The organism is Duganella zoogloeoides, assembly GCF_034479515.1.
Classification (GTDB): Bacteria; Pseudomonadota; Gammaproteobacteria; order Burkholderiales; family Burkholderiaceae_D; genus Rugamonas; species Rugamonas zoogloeoides.
Map to the genome: position 1 here is coordinate 4,957,088 of NZ_CP140152.1, position 18,399 is coordinate 4,975,486.

At 62.8% G+C, this 18,399-nt stretch carries 16 protein-coding genes and 1 other RNA gene; 9 read left to right on the forward strand and 8 right to left on the reverse strand.

The genetic code is table 11. The features are described 5' to 3' along the window. Positions 1–630: 630 nt before the first annotated feature. Positions 631–2,142 (reverse strand): glycerol kinase GlpK, encoded by a 1,512-nt coding sequence (glpK, locus tag SR858_RS21860; protein WP_019921422.1) that lies wholly within the window; start codon positions 2,140–2,142, stop codon positions 631–633. A 57-nt stretch (positions 2,143–2,199) separates the two neighbouring features. Beyond that, positions 2,200–2,547, reverse strand: an RNA gene (rnpB, locus tag SR858_RS21865) — RNase P RNA component class A. Between the two features lie 116 nt (positions 2,548–2,663). Here rnpB and SR858_RS21870 point away from each other — a divergent pair. Beyond that, the gene (locus SR858_RS21870; protein WP_019921421.1) at positions 2,664–4,376 is read left to right on the forward strand and encodes a thiamine pyrophosphate-binding protein; all 1,713 of its coding nucleotides are present in this window, start codon (positions 2,664–2,666) and stop codon (positions 4,374–4,376) included. 2 nt (positions 4,377–4,378) lie between these two features. On the opposite strand, the gene SR858_RS21875 is transcribed toward SR858_RS21870, so the two are convergent. Further along, positions 4,379–4,906, reverse strand: coding sequence for a hypothetical protein (locus tag SR858_RS21875; protein WP_019921420.1), 528 nt, complete (start codon positions 4,904–4,906; stop codon positions 4,379–4,381). Between the two features lie 74 nt (positions 4,907–4,980). Next, positions 4,981–6,078 carry a porin gene (locus tag SR858_RS21880; protein ID WP_019921419.1) on the reverse strand — a complete coding sequence of 366 codons (1,098 nt, stop codon included), beginning with the start codon at positions 6,076–6,078 and terminating at the stop codon, positions 4,981–4,983. Positions 6,079–6,943: 865 nt separating this feature from the next. Here SR858_RS21880 and ftsY point away from each other — a divergent pair. The 4 genes from ftsY (at position 6,944) to rpoH (ending at position 10,768) form a co-directional block, all read left to right on the forward strand. Then, positions 6,944–7,984, forward strand: a complete 1,041-nt coding sequence (gene ftsY / locus SR858_RS21885; protein ID WP_019921418.1) for a signal recognition particle-docking protein FtsY — start codon at positions 6,944–6,946, stop codon at positions 7,982–7,984. A gap of 23 nt (positions 7,985–8,007) precedes the next feature. After that, positions 8,008–8,664: a cell division ATP-binding protein FtsE gene (ftsE, locus tag SR858_RS21890; protein ID WP_019921417.1), complete on the forward strand. Its 657-nt coding sequence runs from the start codon at positions 8,008–8,010 to the stop codon at positions 8,662–8,664. Further along, positions 8,661–9,578 carry a permease-like cell division protein FtsX gene (gene ftsX / locus SR858_RS21895; RefSeq protein WP_019921416.1) on the forward strand — a complete coding sequence of 306 codons (918 nt, stop codon included), beginning with the start codon at positions 8,661–8,663 and terminating at the stop codon, positions 9,576–9,578. Before ftsE ends, ftsX begins: the two co-directional genes overlap by 4 nt. Positions 9,579–9,868: 290 nt before the next feature. Next, entirely contained in the window at positions 9,869–10,768 is a 900-nt protein-coding gene (rpoH, locus tag SR858_RS21900; protein ID WP_026637211.1) for an RNA polymerase sigma factor RpoH, read from the forward strand. A 90-nt stretch (positions 10,769–10,858) separates the two neighbouring features. On the opposite strand, the gene SR858_RS21905 is transcribed toward rpoH, so the two are convergent. After that, positions 10,859–11,122 (reverse strand): hypothetical protein, encoded by a 264-nt coding sequence (locus SR858_RS21905; protein ID WP_019921414.1) that lies wholly within the window; start codon positions 11,120–11,122, stop codon positions 10,859–10,861. A 169-nt stretch (positions 11,123–11,291) separates the two neighbouring features. On the opposite strand from SR858_RS21905, the gene SR858_RS21910 reads away from it, so the two are divergent. Then, complete coding sequence (locus SR858_RS21910; RefSeq protein WP_019921413.1) at positions 11,292–11,807, forward strand: hypothetical protein; 516 nt, start codon at positions 11,292–11,294, stop codon at positions 11,805–11,807. A gap of 8 nt (positions 11,808–11,815) precedes the next feature. Here the strand turns inward: SR858_RS21910 and SR858_RS21915 are convergent, their stop codons facing one another. Both SR858_RS21915 and SR858_RS21920 read right to left on the reverse strand, forming a co-directional pair. Continuing rightward, a complete protein-coding gene (locus SR858_RS21915) occupies positions 11,816–12,139 on the reverse strand; it encodes a helix-turn-helix domain-containing protein (protein ID WP_019921412.1) in 324 nt (107 codons plus the stop codon). Next, positions 12,139–12,324: a type II toxin-antitoxin system RelE/ParE family toxin gene (locus SR858_RS21920; RefSeq protein WP_019921411.1), complete on the reverse strand. Its 186-nt coding sequence runs from the start codon at positions 12,322–12,324 to the stop codon at positions 12,139–12,141. Before SR858_RS21920 ends, SR858_RS21915 begins: the two co-directional genes overlap by 1 nt. 314 nt (positions 12,325–12,638) lie before the next feature. Between SR858_RS21920 and ggt the strand changes: the two genes are divergently transcribed. From ggt to SR858_RS21935, 3 genes are read left to right on the forward strand one after another with little or no spacing between them, the layout of a single operon-like run. Next, positions 12,639–14,399, forward strand: a complete 1,761-nt coding sequence (gene ggt / locus SR858_RS21925) for a gamma-glutamyltransferase (protein ID WP_019921410.1) — start codon at positions 12,639–12,641, stop codon at positions 14,397–14,399. A 19-nt stretch (positions 14,400–14,418) separates the two neighbouring features. Further along, positions 14,419–15,156, forward strand: coding sequence for an ABC transporter ATP-binding protein (locus tag SR858_RS21930; protein ID WP_019921409.1), 738 nt, complete (start codon positions 14,419–14,421; stop codon positions 15,154–15,156). Then, the gene (locus tag SR858_RS21935; RefSeq protein WP_019921408.1) at positions 15,149–17,536 is read left to right on the forward strand and encodes a type II CAAX endopeptidase family protein; all 2,388 of its coding nucleotides are present in this window, start codon (positions 15,149–15,151) and stop codon (positions 17,534–17,536) included. The genes SR858_RS21930 and SR858_RS21935 overlap by 8 nt, the downstream gene beginning before the upstream one ends. On the opposite strand, the gene SR858_RS21940 is transcribed toward SR858_RS21935, so the two are convergent. Next, entirely contained in the window at positions 17,526–18,332 is an 807-nt protein-coding gene (locus SR858_RS21940) for an NAD-dependent epimerase/dehydratase family protein (protein ID WP_026637209.1), read from the reverse strand. The genes SR858_RS21935 and SR858_RS21940 overlap by 11 nt on opposite strands. Positions 18,333–18,399 lie beyond the last annotated feature (67 nt).

An 18,399-nucleotide genomic window follows, 5' to 3' on the forward strand; every position in this document is an offset into this window, starting at 1 on the left:
AGCGGAGTATGAATTGCAACTTTTATCGTTCAACTTCCGCTGCCGCTAAGTCAGTAGAAATTTCCCACAAAAAGACACTTTTTCACACAGATGCCCACTTTAGTGGATGGAACAATGGTGGTCAAGCGCTTTCCGGCAATCGAAAACCCGATTTTATTAATGAAATTAAGGACTTAGCGCGATTCCTTGAAGCCACCTAGAAACAAAATAGCTCAACAAATTAAGTACTTATCTCGAAAACTGAATGTGGACTCTCATCTGTACACGCGGTTTTGGGGTTTGCGCTCGATCAAAAATGACGGGAACAAAACAATAAAATAATTGCACAAAGTTGCTAGATAACAACATTGCATTAAATTATTTGCAACAGTCTGGTTCGGTAATGTCGAGGGGCCCAGCGGGGAAGAAATGCCATCAATTCCGGGCAGAGCGGCTACGGCAGCGGATAAACAGTGGATCAGTGACTTTCAGTCGGCTTCCGGCAAGCTGTCCTGGTTAGTCAGATTAACATACCATTTAGTTCAAGTTGTCTATACATATTATTTCAACCGGTGCGTCGCCGGGCGACATGACTGGCCGTCCGGCAGCACGATTTTCCGGTTCTTCGGGCTCGGAAAAGTTAATTAAGTATTAATTTTCCAGGTCTCGGTGCCAGTCGCGTGAACGCGCGACCGCCCTGCCCCAGGTCGCCAGCAAGGCCTGGCGCTGGTCATCGCCCATGGCCGGCTCGAAGCGCCGCTCGCAGGCCCATTGCGCCGCCACCTCCTCGCGGCTGTCCCAGTAGCCCACCGCCAGCCCGGCCAGGTAGGCCGCGCCCAGCGCCGTGGTTTCGGTCACCTGCGGACGCACCACCGGCACGCCCAGCAGATCGGCCTGGAACTGCATCAGGAGGTCATTGCGGGCGGCGCCGCCATCGGCACGCACCTCGGTGAGGGTGAAGTCGCGGTGCGACGCGGCCACGTCGCGCTGCATGGCGATCATCAGCTCGGCGCTTTGGTAGGCGATCGCCTCGAGCGCGGCGCGGGCGATATGGCCGCGATGGCTGCCCCGGCTCAGGCCCACCAGGGCGCCGCGCGCGTACGGGTCCCAGTGCGGCGCGCCCAGGCCGACAAAGGCCGGCACCAGGAACACGCCGCCGCTGTCGGGCACACTGGCAGCGAGCGCCTCGACCTCGCTCGACTGCCGGATCAGGCCCAGGCCGTCGCGCAGCCACTGCACCGTGGCGCCGCCCATGAACACGCTGCCCTCCATCAGGTAATCGGTCTCGCCGTCGACGCGCCAACCCACGGTGGTGAGCAGGCGGTTGTGCGAGGCCACCGGGTGGCGGCCCAGGTGCATCAGCATGAAGCAGCCGGTGCCATAGGTATTCTTGGCCATGCCCGGCTGCAGGCAGGCCTGGCCGAAGGTGGCGGCCTGCTGGTCGCCGGCGATGCCGGCCACCGGTATCGGCACGCCGAACAGCTCGGGCCTGGTAGTGCCGATTTCCTCGCTCGACGACACCACCTGCGGCAGCAACTCCTCGGGAATGTCGAACAGCGCCAGCATATCGCTGTCCCAGCGCAGCAGGTGGATGTTGAACAGCATGGTGCGCGACGCGTTGCCGACGTCGGTCACGTGGCGGCCGGTCAGCTGGAACGCCAGCCAGCTGTCGATGGTGCCGAACGCCAGTTCGCCGCGCCGCGCGCGGTCGCGCGCGCCGGGTACGTGGTCGAGCAGCCATTTCAGCTTGGTGGCAGAGAAATAGGCGTCCAGTTCCAGCCCGGTGGCGGCCTTGATCACGCGGTCCTTGCCCGCTGCGCGCAGGGCGTCGCAGGTATCGGCCGTGCGGCGGTCCTGCCAGACGATGGCCGGGGCGATCGGCTCGCCCGTCGCGCGGTCCCACACCATGGTGGTTTCGCGCTGGTTGGCAATGCCGATGGCAAGGATCTGGCGCGGGTCGATGTGGTTGTCGCGCAAGACCTGGCGGGCGACCTCGAGCTGGCTGCGCCAGATGTCCTGCGGATCGTGTTCGACCCAGCCCGGATGGGGGAAATGCTGGGGATATTCGGTCGCCGCGCTGCCGCAGATGTGGCCGGCGTGGTCGAATACGATGGCGCGCGAGCTGGTGGTGCCCTGGTCCAGGGCAAGTATGTAGTGTTTCATCGGCGTCCCCCGGTCGGCGCGGCGTCGCGTCGATCCGGCAGGCGCCGCATGGTCATTAGTTGAAGCAAGCCGATAGGCCGGATTTTGTTACGGCGCGGCAGAACCGCGCTATGACAGCCATTCCTCTAGGCGCTGGATTACTCCAGCGCTCAAGCTTCCTACCCGCACGCTCCGCGAGCAGCATCATCGCGTGCCTATTTGGAATTGCACCAGGTGGAGGTTACCGCGTTTCACCGTAACTTAATACGCTCGTCTCTGTGGCCCTGTTCCTCGCCTTATACCTCGCCGGCTTGCGCCAGCAAAGGCTTTCGGCGGACGGCCGTTAACCGTCACCCCGCTCTGTGGAGTCCGGACCTTCCTCCCGCCAGGCATTACGCGCTGGCCAGCGGCTGTCTGGCTTGCTTCAGGCGGTATTGTACCAGTCCATGCCGCCAATTCCGAATTTGATGTCGCCATTGTTAAAGCCCGCGCCGTGGCGCCGTCTTAGAATGACGCACCACCACCTGACAAGGCCTCCTACCATGACGCACCCCACCCGCAGCGGCGGCCAGATCCTGGTCGACGCCCTCCAGATCCACGGCGTCGATACCGCCTTCGGCGTGCCCGGCGAAAGCTACCTCGACGTGCTCGACGCGCTGCACGACTCCGGCATCCGCTTCATCATCAACCGCCAGGAAGGCGGCGCCGCCTTCATGGCCGATGCCTACGGCAAGATGACGGGCCGTCCCGGGATCTGTTTTGTGACGCGGGGGCCGGGCGCCACCAACGCCTCGATCGGCGTGCACACCGCGTACCAGGATTCGACGCCGATGATCCTGTTCATCGGCCAGGTGGGCAGCGACTTCATCGACCGCGAAGCGTTCCAGGAAATCGACTACCGCCGCATGTTCGGCCAGATGGTCAAGTGGGTAGCGCAGATCGATCGCGCCGACCGCATCCCCGAATACCTGGCGCGCGCGTTCCAGGTCGCTACCAGCGGCCGTCCCGGCCCGGTGGTGCTGGCCCTGCCCGAGGACATGCTCACCACCCTGGCCGCAGTCGCCGATACACGCCGCTACCAGCCGGTGCAGGCGTCGCCATCGACCGCGCAAATGGCCACCGTCCGCGCCATGCTGGAAGGTGCGCAGCGCCCGCTGCTCCTGATCGGCGGCGGCGGCTGGACCGAACCGGCATGCGCCGACCTGCGCCGCTTTGCGGAAATCAACGACTTGCCGGTGGCATGCGCGTTCCGCTTCCAGGACCTGCTCGACAACGACCACCCGAATTACGCCGGCGACGTCGGCATCGGCATCAACCCGGTGCTGGCCCAGCGCGTGCGCGAGGCCGACGTGATCGTTGCCATCGGCCCGCGCCTGGGCGAGATGACCACCGGCGGCTACGGCCTGCTGGCCGCGCCGGTGCCGCAGCAGCGCCTGGTGCATGTCCACGCGGACGCCGAGGAACTGGGCAGCGTGTACCAGGCCGAGTTGATGATCAACAGCGGCATGCCGCAATTTGCCGCCATGCTGGCCGCACTCGAACCACTCAACAGCGATGCCTGGCGCGCCAGCGTGGCGGCCGCCCGCGCCGACCTGGCCGCCTGGCAGCAACAGCCGCCGATCTTCCAGGACGGCAGCGCGCCGCTCGACCTGTGGCAGGTGGTGCAGGACATCGACCGCATCGCCCCGCACGACGTCATCATCACCAATGGCGCCGGCAACTACGCCACCTGGGCGCACCGCTTCCACCGCTACGGCGGCATGCGCACCCAGCTCGCGCCCACCAGCGGCGCCATGGGCTACAGCGTGCCGGCCGGCGTGGCGGCCAAGATCATCGACCCGGCCCGCACCGTGATCACCTTTGCCGGCGACGGCGAATACATGATGAACGGCCAGGAGCTGGCTACGGCGGTGCAGTACCGCGCGGGCGTGGTGGTGATCGTGTTTAACAATGGCATGTTCGGCACCATCCGCATGCACCAGGAGCGCGATTACCCGGGCCGCGTGTCGGGCACGGAGTTGCACAACCCAGACTTCGCGGCGCTGGCGGTGGCCTATGGCGGCCATGGCGAGGTGGTGACTGCGACGGCGCAATTCGCGCCCGCGCTGGCGCGCGCGCTGGCGTGGGCCGATGAGAAACAGCTGCCGGCGCTGATAGAACTGCGGTATGACGGCGAACTGATTACGCCAGGAGCGACGCTGACCACCATCCGCAACACGGCCCAGGCCGCTCAAGCGGCCAGGAAAGGCAACTAATCTCAGGCGCCGCCGTTCTCGACGGCTGGCGCATCCTTCTGCTCTTTTGGCAGCGGGCAAACGCGGCACACGCCGGCCTTGCGGCCGAAGTCGGTCACCAGCGGCAGCCGCATCGGCAGCGTGGCGTCGCCGCAGTAGCCGCCGTCAAGCACCAGCGCCTTGCCACCGTCGACGATCTTGCCGCTGATGGTGCGCTCATCTTCTCCCGGCGGCTCCACGGTGAAGTACATCTGCCTGCCGCGCGGGTCGATATTGACGTCGCTGGCCACCACCGGCCAGCTGATGCCGCCGGCCGTGTATTCGTACAGCACGGTATCGACTTCGTTAAACCGCTGCAAGGTGATGCGCTGGCCGCCGAACTCGCCGCTGTCGGCGTTGATGCACAGGTCGGAAAACACCAGCATGCCGTAACGCGGCAAACCGCGCTCGTCGGCGGCCTTGCGCGTGCCGGACGCCTTGGGCGCAGCCAGCACCGCGCACGATGCCAGCAGCAGAGCGCCGGCCAGCAGCGCACGTTGTCGGTTCTTCATTCGTTGATCGCTTTCCCAAAAGAACAACGGCTGCACCAGGCAGCCGTTGTGGATTCTAAATCTGAAAAATCAGATTAGAACGAGTGTTTTACGCCCAGGTTGAACGCTTTGTCGCCCGTACCGCTTTCGGTGTTGTTACCAACGGTGTAAGCAGCGCCGTTCTTGTTGTTGATTTTAGCGAAAGCAACATAGGTGCTGGTGCGCTTCGACAGCGCGTACGAGTAACCGACAGCCAGTTGGGTAGCATCGCGGTTCAGCGGATCTTTGTCGTTTTTGCGGGTGTACGAAGCCATCACGGTGCCGGCGTCGCCCACTGGTGCGGTCAGACCAACCAGTGCGTTGACGGTGTTTTCCGAGTTGCCGTAAGGAAGATTGCTGTATGCGTTAGGCACTGCAACGTTCGAGCTGTTCAGACCCTTGTTGTTGCCGTAAGCAACGTAAGCTTTGACAACCTTGAAGTTGTAGTTGGCAGCAACCAGGGTGTTGTGGCCGTTACGCAGGTTAGGATTGGTCGCGGTGTCGTTGTTGTGCGTGTTGTACGCGATACCAACGTTCAGGTCGCCATTGGTGTACAGACCCGATGCGCCGATTTGACGCTGCGCGCCCGAATCGCCAGCTTGTTCGCCCAGGCTGTACGAAACCGAACCCGAGAAACCGTAGTAGCTAGGGGTTTTGTACACAACAGCGTTGTCGTTGCGGGTGCCGGTCGTGACGTTAGCCACGGCGCTGGTCGAGCCCACTGGGAACAAGTTTTTGGCGGTACCGGCCATGCCCATTGCGAACGGGTCACCCACGTCGCGCAGAACTTCGTAGTAAGGGGTGTACTGACGACCCAGGGTCAGGGTACCGGCAGTTTTCGAGCTCAGACCAACATAAGCTTCGCGATTGAACAGACGGTTGGTGCTGTTGTCCAGTGCGCCGTCATCGGTTTTTACGCCGGCTTCCAGCTTGAAGATAGCGTTCAGACCGCCACCCAGGTCTTCAGTGCCTTTGAAACCGATACGCGAAGCCGAAGCGGTGCCGCTACCCAGTTTGGTAACGTTACCGTTGATACCGCCACGTTCAGCGACGATACCGGCATCGACGATACCGTACAGGGTAACGTTCGATTGCGCCATTGCGACGTTGCTCAGGGCGCCCAGGATGGCGATGGAGATCAGGGATTTTTTCATTCTTTATTTCCTTCAGTTGTATTGCTATCAAAAGGTAAAGCTAGTAGTGCGGCTCAATTCGGTTGCTTATCGACGCCTGCTCGGACGCCGTTTGTGCGTGAGGGCTTACTCCCCAGCAGCCACTGCTTGCTTACCGTGGCGCTATCGGCACCGGAGGCGGTACTCTACAGCTGCTTGGTTATTTGGCTGGTACAAAAACGTTCATATTGCCCCGTTGTCGTGCTTGCCAGACATCCAAAACGCCCGTATTTTATCGCATCGCAATATTTCATGCCGAGCAAGCGAACCAGCCCCGTTTTTTCCGCACGATGAACATGACTTGGCAGTCCGTTGTGCGGCCTGCCTGTGTCACTGTGCCATGTCATGCACCAGCTACTACATCGTGGTCGGACCAAGTAAAAATAGCTACATTGCTATTTACCACGCTATTTTATAACGAAGAGCTCGTGTTAACCCCCAACTCATTGCTAATAAGCTTACAACTTGTCATCTGGTTTGCCGCTGAAATATCCCCGGAAGTGTCAAAAACCAACTTTGAAACCGGTATTACAGGCGTGTGACAGGGTTAACTTCTGTTCCAAATGCAACTTTGAGGGACATATCAGCATTTTGTAAGTAAATGCTACCTGTTGCGCCGTAGCCACAAAAACTGCACCACTTCGTGCGCTTACCGCCCCAAACAGGGGCGCGACGCACCGAAAACGCCGCCTTGCATATGAGCAAAACTCATGCGGAACAGTTTCCGACGATGACTGCCGGCTTCATTGCAAGGGCTGCGGTCCGCCGCACGCGCTCTGGTAAAATAGCATCATTTCCTCCCATGTCCGGCCTGGCCGGGCATCAGCTTGAAGCGCCCCAACCACCTATGTTTAGTTTCTTCAAGAAAAAACCTGTCGCCCCTGAAGTGCCGCAGGTGTCCGCTCCGGCGCCGGTTCCGGTTCCGGCCACGCCGGCCGCTGTTGTCACGTCCGACCTGCCTGACCTGCTGCCGATCGAGGAGCCGGCACAAAAGCAATCATGGATGTCGCGCCTGAAGGCGGGATTGTCCAAGACGTCGAGCAACCTGTCGCTGCTGTTCGTCGGCGCCAAGATCGACGACGACCTGTACGACGAGCTCGAAGCAGCACTTTTAATGGCCGATGCCGGTGTCGATGCCACCGAGTACCTGCTGACTGCGCTCAAGCGCAAGGTCAAGGAAGACAAGCTGCTCGATGCGGCCGCCGTCAAGGCCGCGCTCAAGCAATTGCTGACCGAACTGCTGCTGCCGCTGCAAAAGCCGTTCGAACTGGGCCGCCACCAGCCGATGGTGATGATGATCTCGGGCGTCAATGGCGCCGGCAAGACCACCACCATCGGCAAGCTGGCCAAGCACATGCAGTCGAACGGCCAGTCGGTGCTGCTGGCCGCCGGCGACACATTCCGCGCCGCCGCCCGCGAGCAACTGATGGTCTGGGGCCAGCGCAACAACATTACCGTGATCTCGCAGGCGTCCGGCGATCCGGCCGCCGTGTCGTTTGATGCGGTGCAGTCGGGCAAGGCGCGCGGCCTCGACGTGGTGATGATCGACACCGCCGGCCGCCTGCCCACCCAGTTGCACCTGATGGAAGAATTGAAAAAGGTCCAGCGCGTGATCGGCAAGGGCATGGACGGCGCACCACACGAAACCTTGTTGGTCATCGACGGCAATACCGGGCAAAATGCGCTGGCGCAAGTGAAAGCGTTCGACGACGCCCTCAAGCTGACCGGCCTGGTCATTACCAAGCTGGACGGCACTGCCAAGGGCGGCGTGCTCGCTGCCATCGCCCGCGTACGCCCGGTGCCCGTGTACTTCATTGGCATCGGTGAAAAAATCGAAGACTTGCAGCCGTTTGTCGCGGCCGAGTTTGTTGAAGCGCTGCTCGGCTAATCACGGATAACCACACCATCAGAATGATCGAATTCCGCAACGTCTCCAAGCAGTACTCCCCCGATGCGGTGGCGCTGCGCGACCTCTCGTTCAACGTTGACAAGGGCGAACTGGTGTTCCTGGCCGGCCCGTCCGGCGCCGGCAAGTCCACCCTGCTGAAAATGATCGCCGCCGTGGAACGTCCCACGGCGGGCCAGGTGATCGTCAACGGCCAGGATATTTCGCGCATCCGCTCATCGGCCGTGCCGTTCCTGCGCCGCAAGCTGGGCCTGATCTTCCAGCAGCAGCGCCTGCTCACCGACCGTACCATCCTGGCCAACGTGATGCTGCCACTGCTGGTCACCGGCTCGTCGCATCGCGAAGCCGAGCAGCGCGCCCGCGCCGCGCTCGACAAGGTGGGCCTGCTCGAGCGCGCCAGCGCCCAGCCGCTGGCCCTGTCCGGCGGCGAGCAGCAGCGCGTGTCGATCGCTCGCGCCATCGTCAACCGGCCGCAGGTGATCCTGGCCGACGAACCCACTGCCAACCTCGACCGTGCCAGCGCCAACAAGGTGCTCGATGCACTCAAGGCGTTCCACTCGGTGGGCGTGACCTGCCTCATTTCCAGCCACGACGAGCAGATGCTGGACGCGGCCGCACGCGTGATCCGGCTCAACCATGGTCAACTGGAGGTGGCGCCATGACTTACTGGTTCCGCCAGCACCATTACGCGCTGTCGGTCGCGCTGGTGCACCTGCGCCGTGCGCCGGGAAGTTTTCTGTTCAATATATTAGTGGTGGCGATTGCGCTGGCGCTGCCGTTCATGGGCGCCACCCTGCTCGACAATGTGCGCCCGATGTCCGAACAGTTGTCGGTCGATCCCGAGCTGAGCATCTTCCTCAAGCAGGATACGCCGCGCCAGCAAGCCGAAGAACTGGCCGTGCTGCTGCGCCAGGCCGTGCCCGACAAGCAGGCCAAGATCATTTTCACCGAGCGCGAAAAGGCGCTGGAGACGCTCAAGGAAAAAAGCGGCCTGGCCGACGTACTGACCACCCTGGGCGAAAACCCCTTGCCGGACAGCTATGTGCTAAAGCTCGATGCGTTCCGCCTGGCCGAGTCCGGCGGCGACGTGGATGTGCTGGCCGAGCAGATCCGCGAGCTGCCCGGGGTCGATACGGTGCAAGTCGATTCGGCCTGGGTCAAGCGCCTGGCCGCCCTGCTGGGCATCCTGCGCCTGGCGCTGCTGCTGGCGGCCACGCTGGGCACGGTGGTGGTGGCCGTGGTGTTCAACACCATCCGTTTGCAGGTGCTGACCCAGCGCGAGGAAATCCAGGTTTCCAAGCTGATCGGCGCCACCGACAGCTTCATCCACCGCCCCTTCTATTACACCGGTGCGCTGCTGGGCCTGTGCTCGGGCGCGCTGGCCCTGGGCGCGGTGGCACTGGCGCTGCGCCCGCTCAATGCAGCAATTGCCGAGTTCGCGCGCCTGTATGCGTCGGAATTCCAGCTGACGCCGCTCTCTGCGCCGCTGATGGCCGGTTTGCTGGCCCTGTCCGCCGGGCTGGGCCTGATCGGCGCCGTCCTGTCGGTGCAGCGCCACCTGGCGCGCGTGCAATAATCTCCCGCCGCCGCAACCGCCTGGTTGCGGCCCCCTCAGGTGCGGCCGCGCACCGACTTCCCAAGCCCCTCCCCTCAGCATAGGCACGAGATTAAGTCCAGTCTAAGCTGCAACGCGCACACTTCATACATGGAAGCGATGAGCTTCATCAAGCTCATAGCAAATTTACTATCAAGGCCATAGATTTGCAGCGATTGGCACTCTCGGACAGAGAGTGCTAATATATGAACACTGCAGAGCTAATCAATGTCTTTGTAGCAACCAGCAATCATCGAGCGAAGGAAATGAAAATGACTATGATGTCCGCAACGACCTCGTTGGCCGCTGCCAACAACAGTGCTTTGGGACTCGGGTTCACTGGCAACCTGGGGAACCTGGACGCCTATATTTCGGCTGTCAACCGCCTGCCGATGTTGACGCACGCCGATGAGGTATCGCTGGGTAAACGCCTCAAGGAAAGCAACGATCTGGCCGCTGCGCAGCAACTGGTGCTGTCGCACCTGCGCCTGGTGGTATCGATCGCCCGTGGCTACCTCGGTTACGGTTTGCCGCATGCCGATCTGATCCAGGAAGGTAATATCGGCCTGATGAAGGCGGTCAAGCGTTTCGACCCCGACCAGAACGTGCGCCTGGTGTCGTACGCCATGCACTGGATCAAGGCCGAGATGCATGAGTACATCCTGAAAAACTGGCGCCTGGTCAAGGTGGCCACCACCAAGGCCCAGCGCAAGCTGTTCTTCAACCTGCGCAGCCACAAGACCGGCCTCGATGCAATGAGCCCGGCGCAAGTGGATAGCCTGGCGAAGATGCTCGACGTCAAGCGTGAAGAAGTAATCGAGATGGAAACCCGTCTCAGCGGTCGCGACATCGCGCTGGAGTCGCCAACCGACGACGAAGACGACAAGTTCGCGCCGATCGCCTATCTGTCGTCCGAGCAATCGGAACCGACCCGGGTGCTGGAAGCGGAGCAAGTCACGCGCCTGCAATCGGAAGGCCTGGAGCAGGCGCTGGGCAAGCTCGACGCCCGCTCGCGTCGCATCGTCGAAGCGCGCTGGCTGGCCAACGACGACGGCTCGGGCGCCACGCTGCACACGCTGGCGGAAGAGTTCGGCGTATCGGCCGAGCGCATCCGCCAGATCGAGTCGGCAGCGTTGAAGAAAATGAAGGGTTCGCTGGCGGCTTACGTTTAATCCGCACTGCCAGCCGGTGTCGGGCCCAGCGGGTCCGACACCAAGCAATAAAACCCGCGTCACGCTGACCGCGTACGGGGTAGCAGTTTCTTATTCAGCCAGGCTTTTCGCCAACAATTCGCCCACCAGCTGATTCATATCAATGCCACGCGCCGTTGCTTGTGCATTTAATTGCGCAACCAGGTCGCTATTCAATTTGACGGCAAACGGCACCAGGCCCAGGGCCTGGTCGCGGCGGCGCTGTTCGCGCTTGTCGATCACTTCCGGCGCCTTGCCGAAGCTGGACGCGTGGCCCGCCGACATTTTGCCCATGATTTTTTTGGCATCGGCCTTGGCCAGTTCGGTCTTGCGCATGGTAATTCCCTGTGAGTGTTTGCTAAGTGCCGACATTCTACGCAGCTTGGGCGCTGCCGGTGGGGTTTGTTTGCCCCTGAGCCGTCACGCCGTCACCGCAGCTTAACCGTGCGACACACAAATGATAGTTTTGTTAAGATTTTTAACCACAATATTCAGAGAGGTCAAGATGAAGAAATCCATTTTGCGCCAGCTGATCGTCCTGCCCCTGCTGACGGTCGTGATGGCCGGGCTGTATGCCTGTGGTTCGGCATCCGGCACCAGCCGCGCCGCTTCCACGCCGCAACCGTTCAACACCACTTACGTGCTGGCGCAAGGCGCCAGCGCCATGATCACGCCAGCCGCCCAGCCCGCTGCCAGCGGCAAGGCAGGCACGCTGGTCGCCCCTGTCGTGCGCCTCGACCGCGTCAACGACAGCCGCTGCCGCGAAGGCGCCGTGTGCGTCTGGGCCGGCTATATCAGCTACAGCTTCAGCCTCACCCGTCCGGACGGCGCCACCAGCAATTTCGTCCTGTCCGACAGCATGCCCAACGGCGCCACCAGCGTCACACAAGACGGCCTGACCTTCACCCTGGTCGGCGTCGAGCCGCAAACAGTGCCGCCCAAGAACGATATCATTCCCGATTACCGGGTCAGCATCCGGGTCAGCAACGTGGCGGCAGCGCCGGCCGCGCATTCGTCGTAAGTCTGCGCTCAGCGATTCCGGATCTGCTGTAACGACCGTTTGAAAGCTTTCAGTTCTCTAGTAGAAAACAACTGGCTGCGCCCAACCTGGCCCACGGCTCGAATACTCTGCTGCCTCACATAACGGCGGAAGGTTGGGAGCGACACTTCCAGGTACTCGGCCGCCTCGGCCGCAGTGAAGCGCGCATCGGCCAAGTGGCCAAACACCTGCTCGTATGAGTAGCTATCTGCATCAATTCCCGGCTCGGCCAGCAGGAAAAAAAACCTCGCCCTCTCTTGGGCTGGCAACTTCTTGAAACTTTTAAATAAGCTTTCCGCGTTAACTTGCGCCATCACGTTCCTCGCGATTTCAAATACTTTTTGAGGTTCGCATAGAAATTCTCGTGCGTACCCAACTGATAAAAGTCTATCGATAATGATTCCCTCGCCGCCCCGACCAACGACATCTCGGCCGCAGAAGGAGGCCGGTAAGCCACCAGGTATTGCTGGCGTTGAAAAGTAAATTTGACCACGCGCATTCCCTGTAGATCGCCCGCCTTGGCCTCGCCAATATGCGGGTTGGAACATACCCTTTTCCACCATGTCTACAATCGCGAGCTGAAACGGTCGAGACTGCTTTTTGACAAATGAGGCAAATGACGCCTTGAAGACAGGTTTTATGGTGAGTATATATGTATTCAGATCTGATTACATATAGCACCACCCCTCACACCGAGATGCATGCACGCCGTCGAAGTATGCGATGTATCAACACGTCGACTGGACAGGAATTTCGGTTAAGCTAAGGATGATGCAACCAACTTCCTTTCTGGCAAACGCCCGCCCCTATTCCATGACACCATTCCCCCGCCCCGCCAGCCATCTGCTGATTCCCACCATCATACTCACCCTGGCGCTGCCCCCAGCCTGGGCCAAGACGCCGGTGGCAACCGGCACCGGCGGGGCAGTGGCCACGATCAGCGAGCCGGCATCGAAAGCGGCGATTGCCATTCTCAACCAAGGCGGCAACGCTATCGATGCGGCAGTGGCGGCCGCCGCCACACTGGGCGTGACCGATCCGTTCAGTTGCGGCATCGGCGGCGGCGGCTTCATGGTGATCTACCTGGCCAAAGACAAGCGCGTGATCACCATCGACCACCGCGAAACGGCGCCCGCCAGTTTCACGCCCACCGTATTCCTCGACCAGGGCAAGCCGATCGATTTCGAGACCGTGGTGGCCAGCGGCATGTCGGTCGGTGTGCCCGGCACCGTGCGCGGCTGGGATGAAGCGCTCACCCGCTATGGCTCGATGTCGCTCAAACAGGTGCTCGCACCTGCCGTCAAGGTGGCCACCGATGGCTTTACCGTCAACGACAACTTCACCCGGCTGCTCGGCATCAATCTCGACAAGTTCGGCAAATTCCCGGCCACCGCCGCCATCTATCTCAAGAACGGCAAGCCGCCGGTGGCGGGCAGCGTGCTGCGCAACCCGGACCTGGCGCGCGCTTACCGCGAACTGGGCGCCGGCGGCGTCAAGGCTTTTTATACCGGCAAGATGGGCCGTGCCGTGGTCGATGCCGTCAACCGTCCCACGGTGGCAGCGGGCATGAGCGTCCGTCCCGGTAACATGAGCATGGCCGACCTGGCCAATTACGAAGCACGCCTGCGCCTGCCGGTGCACAGCACCTATCGTGGCTACGACATCTATGGCATGCCGCTGCCCGGCTCGGGCGGCATTGCGATTGCCGAAGCGCTCAACATCCTCGAAGGCTACGACCTGAAAGCCCTGCCGCGCGAGCAGGCCGAGCACCTGTACCTGGAAGCGAGCCGCTTGGCCTTTGCCGACCGCAACGCCTACCTGGCCGACCCGGAATTCGTCGAGGCACCGGTAGCCGGCCTGCTGAGCAAGGACTACGCCGCGCGCCGCCGCGAAGCGATCGATCCGGCCCGCGCCACGCTGCACGCGCCGGCCGGCGATCCGTATCCGTTCCAGAACGACACCAGCGTGCCGCTGCGCCCCGCCAGCGCCAAGCTGCTGGCCGAGGGCGCCCACACCACGCACCTGACGGTCGCCGACAAGGACGGCAATATCGTCTCGTACACCTATACCATCGAGTCGTGGGGCGGCAGCGGCATGGTGGTGCCGGGTTACGGCTTCCTGCTCAATAACGAGTTGACCGATTTCGACTTTACCGGTCCGGCGCCGAATGTGCCGGAAGCGGGCAAGCGTCCGCGCAGCAGCATGTCGCCCACGCTGGCCTTCAAGGACGGCAAGCCGGCATTTTCGATCGGCAGCCCGGGCGGCGCCACCATCATCACCACCGTGCTGCAAACCATCGTCAATTACATCGACCTGGGCCTGACCATGCCGCAGGCGGTCGATGCGCCGCGCCTGTCCGAACGCAATGGCATGGCCACCGATATCGAGCCGGGGTACGCCGCGCTGCCGGCGGCGCGGGCGCTGGCCCAACGCGGCCAGCGTTGGAGCACGGAGCCCGAGGAAATCGGCGCCGCCAACGCGCTGGTGTTCAACCCAGACGGCACGGTAACGGCGGTGAGCGAAGGCTGGCGCCACGGCGTGGGCAGCGCCATGGTGCAAAAGTCGGCGCATTGAGCATAGGGACTGCGCTGCCATGATCGAATTCCAGGGTTTATCCAAGACCTACGGCGCCTTTGACGCCGTCAAGCCGTTGCACCTGACCGTGCCGCGCGGGGAGCTGTTCGGCTTCCTCGGCCCCAACGGTGCCGGCAAGACCACCACCATCCGCATGATGATGGGCATCCTGGTGCCCAGCGCCGGGCGGGTGCTGATCGACGGCTTCGATTGCCACGCACAGCCGGCCGAGGTCAAGCGCCGGGTGGGCTACCTGCCCGACACGCCGGTGTTTTACGACTACCTGCGCGGGCGCGAGATCCTGGCTTTTGTGGCCGAGATGCACGGCTATCCGCGCGCGGAGGCGGCAGCGCGCAGCGCGCGCCTGCTGGCCGACTTCGGCCTGGCAGAAGCGGGCGAAGACTACGCGGTCAACTACTCGCTGGGCATGAAGAAGCGACTGGGCCTGGCCTGCGCGCTGATCCATGACCCGGTGGTGCTGATCCTCGACGAACCGATCAACGGCCTCGATCCGCGCGCCTCGCGCGATGTGCAGGAACTGCTGCTGGCTGCCGCCGCGCGCGGCGTAACCATTTTTGTCTCCACCCATTTGCTCGACATGGCCGAAAAGCTGTGCGACCGCGTGGGCATCATCCACCGGGGCCAGCTGGTTGCCACCGGCACGCTTGACGATATTCGCGCCGAAGCGGCGAGCAGCGGTTCGCTCGAGGATGTGTTCCTCAAGATTACCGACGACGCGGCTGCCGGCCATGCGTGACCAGCACGCGGTGCATGCGCCGCCGTCACCGGCGCGCGCGATATGGCTGATGACCAGGATGCGGCTGCGGCGCCAGCTCAACCAGGTCGGCAGCGTGTTCGCCCGCAAGAAGAAACCTCCGAAGGCCGGCGCCCCCGTCACCCGCGTCGCCAACGGCGGCAAGCGCAACGGCATGTGGATCGTCTCGGCCGTCGTGGCGGTGCTGATGCTGTTCGTGTGCCTGAACATGTCGCGCATGGCGGTGCTCAATATGCAGTGCCGGCTGGTGGACGGCGGCGCCTGCGCCCAGGCTGGCGCAGACCGGCGCGGCTACTTCAACTTCGAGGCGGCAGCGGCCGAACTGCACGCGGCGCCATTCGATCCGTCATTGCTGGGCGGCCTGGCGATGGTGCTCACTGCGCTGTTTGCCATCGCGGTGCTGCTGCCGCTGGCCGGCAAGGAACTGGCCAAGCCGGACTGGGACCTGGAATGGCTGGTGACGCTGCCGGTCGAGCGTTCCACCCTGCTGTGGGGGCGGCTGGTGGAACGCAGCGCCAGCAACCTGTCCGGCATCTTCGCGCTGTTTCCGCCGTACGCGATGATCGCCTGGTACTCCGGCTACCAGTGGACCGCCGTGCCGATCGCAGTGCTGGCCACCGCGCTGCTGCTGCCGCTGGCAGCGCTGCTGCACACGCTGGCCGACACCGGCGTGCGCCTGTGGCTGGCGGCAGCGCAGTTGCGCAACCTGCAGGCGCTGCTCTCGCTGCTGAACGCGCCCATGCTGTACCTGGTGTTCGCGCTGTCGATGCCCGCCGCCAGCAGCTTCGTGATGGATCTGGCGCGCGGCTTTCCGGCCTGGGGCTTGTGGCTGCCGCCCGGCGTGCTGCTGCAGGCAATTCAAGCCCAAAGCCTGCAACAATTGACCATGCTGGCAGCGCTGCTGGCGGCGCAACTGGTCGTGCTGCTGTGGCTGGGAGTGGCGCTGATGCGCCGGCAACTGCGCCATGGCGTGGTCGGCTCGGGCGTGCGCGAGAGCGGTCGCAAAGCCGCCGCATCCACGCAGCCGGAGAAGCCGGGCCTGCACCTGCCGCTGTCGCCGGTGATGCGGCGCGAACTGCGCCTGCTGGCGCGCGACCGCAACTTCCTGGTGCAAACCCTGGTGCTGCCGCTGATCGTGGTGGGCAGCCAGCTGGTGTTCAACGGCAAACTGGACACCCTCTCCCAGTTCGGCACCATGCCGACCGTGGCGGCGGCGATTGCATTCGGCATCGGCGTATATGTGCTGATGCTGTCGGCCTTCCAGACCCTCAACAACGAAGGCAACGCCCTGTGGCTGCTGTACACGGTGCCCCATTCGGTGGAAAGCGTGTTGAAGCAAAAGGCGCGGCTGTGGGGTGCGCTGGCCTTGGTCTATCCGCTGATGGTGGCTGTGCTCACCCTCGCCACCGCGCCAACGCCAACCTGGCAGATGCTGGTGCTGCTCTTGATCGTGCTGGCCGGCATTCCGATCTATTCCACCATCGCCGTGGCGCTGGGCGTGTTCGCGTGCGACCCCACGGCCATCGAAGTGCACAAGCGCATCCGCCCCACCTACAGCTACCTGTTCCTGCTGCTGGCCGGCTTTTACACGTGGTCGATCTACACCAGCGTATGGTCGCAGAAATTGGTGATCATGGTGCTGAGCGCAGCGCTGGCGCTGGCCCTGTGGCAGAAGGCGCGCGACGCCCTGCCCTACCTGCTCGACCCGGGCGCGTCGCCGCCGGCGCGGGTATCGGCCTCCGACGGCCTGATCGCCGCCACCGGCTTTTTCATCGTGCAGGCCATCGTTGCGCTGCTGCTAATGCAAGGCAAACCGCAGGCCACGCTACCAGCATTGACGATAGCCTTCGGCGTTGCCGGCCTGCTGGTGTATGTGCTGATGCGTTTGGTTTACTGGCGCGCGAAAACTACCGAAGTACCGGCGATACTGCGCGGCGCAGGCTGGTGGTCGTCGATAAAAATCGCGGTGCTGCCGTGTGTATTGGCCTGCGCGGTGGCGCTGGCGTACCTGGCCGCGCTCAAGGCGTGGCACGTGCCGCTGCCGGCCGGCGATACTCTCGTCGATGCGGTGGCCTATTCGGGGCTGTGGATGATGGCGTTGACGGTGGTGGCGGCCCCGCTGTGCGAAGAATTCATCTTCCGGGGTCTGATCTACGGCGGCTTGCGCCGATCGATACCGGCCTGGCAGGCGCTCGCCGCGAGCGCGGCGATCTTCGCGGTGGTGCATCCGCCGCTGGCGATGCTGCCGGTGTTCGTGCTGGGCTGCTGCGCGGCGTGGGCCTATGAACGCAGCAGGACGCTGCTCGCGCCCATGCTGGTCCATGCGGTGTACAACGCGGTGGTGCTGGCTGCTAGTCCTTGAAACGCATCGGCGCCAGCGCAAAGGCGCCGCCGTGGTAGGTGACGGAGCTGTTCGGGTCCGGGTACACGCCGCTGTCGGGGAACTTGCCGTCGAACTGCTTCGAGCTGTCCTTGGGGCGGTAGCCGATGTGCGAGGCCTTGCTGTTGTCCCACCATGCCACGTCGTTGTCGGACGTGCCGAACAGGATGGTAAAGCCCACGCGGGTGGCGAACAGGGAGCTGCGCAGCGCTTCCACCAGGTCGTCGTAGCTGAGCCACGTGACCATCATGCGGCGGTCGGCCGGTTCCGGGAACGAGGAGCCGATGCGCAGGCAGACGGTTTCCAGGCCGGTGCGGTCGTAGTAGTAGCTGGCCAGCTGCTCGCCGAAGCATTTCGACACGCCATAGAAGCTGTCCGGGCGGGTGGGCGCGGTGGCGTCGATGTAATCGGTGTTGCGGTAGAAGCCCACCGTGTGATTCGAGCTGGCGAAGATGATGCGGCGGGTACCGTGCTTGTGCGCCGCCTCGTACAGGTTGGCGGTGCCGATGATGTTGGCCTGGACGATGTTTTCAAACGTGTTCTCGGTGGAGATGCCGCCGAAGTGCAGCACCGCTTCCACGCCTTCGAGCAGCTGCATTACCGCAGCCTTGTCCGACAGGTCGCATTGGATGATTTCCTCGCCCTCCCGGGCTTCGCCCAGGTCGGCGATGTCGGACAGCACCACTACATCGGCCCAGGGTTTGATGCGATCACGCAGAACCTTACCCAGGCCGCCGGCAGCGCCGGTCAGCAGCAAACGTTTGAATGGCTTAGTCATAGTCTCTTTTTATCTGTGTAACTGTAGTCTTATAAAGTACGCTTGCTGCCAACCGGCCGGGATCGAC

Coding starts and splice junctions, on each gene's coding strand:
- glpK (WP_019921422.1), bottom strand. CDS start 2,142: ATGAAACACTACATACTTGCCCTGGACCAGGGCACCACCAGCTCGCGC.
- SR858_RS21870 (WP_019921421.1), top strand. CDS start 2,664: ATGACGCACCCCACCCGCAGCGGCGGCCAGATCCTGGTCGACGCCCTC.
- SR858_RS21875 (WP_019921420.1), bottom strand. CDS start 4,906: ATGAAGAACCGACAACGTGCGCTGCTGGCCGGCGCTCTGCTGCTGGCA.
- SR858_RS21880 (WP_019921419.1), bottom strand. CDS start 6,078: ATGAAAAAATCCCTGATCTCCATCGCCATCCTGGGCGCCCTGAGCAAC.
- ftsY (WP_019921418.1), top strand. CDS start 6,944: ATGTTTAGTTTCTTCAAGAAAAAACCTGTCGCCCCTGAAGTGCCGCAG.
- ftsE (WP_019921417.1), top strand. CDS start 8,008: ATGATCGAATTCCGCAACGTCTCCAAGCAGTACTCCCCCGATGCGGTG.
- ftsX (WP_019921416.1), top strand. CDS start 8,661: ATGACTTACTGGTTCCGCCAGCACCATTACGCGCTGTCGGTCGCGCTG.
- rpoH (WP_026637211.1), top strand. CDS start 9,869: ATGACTATGATGTCCGCAACGACCTCGTTGGCCGCTGCCAACAACAGT.
- SR858_RS21905 (WP_019921414.1), bottom strand. CDS start 11,122: ATGCGCAAGACCGAACTGGCCAAGGCCGATGCCAAAAAAATCATGGGC.
- SR858_RS21910 (WP_019921413.1), top strand. CDS start 11,292: ATGAAGAAATCCATTTTGCGCCAGCTGATCGTCCTGCCCCTGCTGACG.
- SR858_RS21915 (WP_019921412.1), bottom strand. CDS start 12,139: ATGGCGCAAGTTAACGCGGAAAGCTTATTTAAAAGTTTCAAGAAGTTG.
- SR858_RS21920 (WP_019921411.1), bottom strand. CDS start 12,324: ATGCGCGTGGTCAAATTTACTTTTCAACGCCAGCAATACCTGGTGGCT.
- ggt (WP_019921410.1), top strand. CDS start 12,639: ATGACACCATTCCCCCGCCCCGCCAGCCATCTGCTGATTCCCACCATC.
- SR858_RS21930 (WP_019921409.1), top strand. CDS start 14,419: ATGATCGAATTCCAGGGTTTATCCAAGACCTACGGCGCCTTTGACGCC.
- SR858_RS21935 (WP_019921408.1), top strand. CDS start 15,149: ATGCGTGACCAGCACGCGGTGCATGCGCCGCCGTCACCGGCGCGCGCG.
- SR858_RS21940 (WP_026637209.1), bottom strand. CDS start 18,332: ATGACTAAGCCATTCAAACGTTTGCTGCTGACCGGCGCTGCCGGCGGC.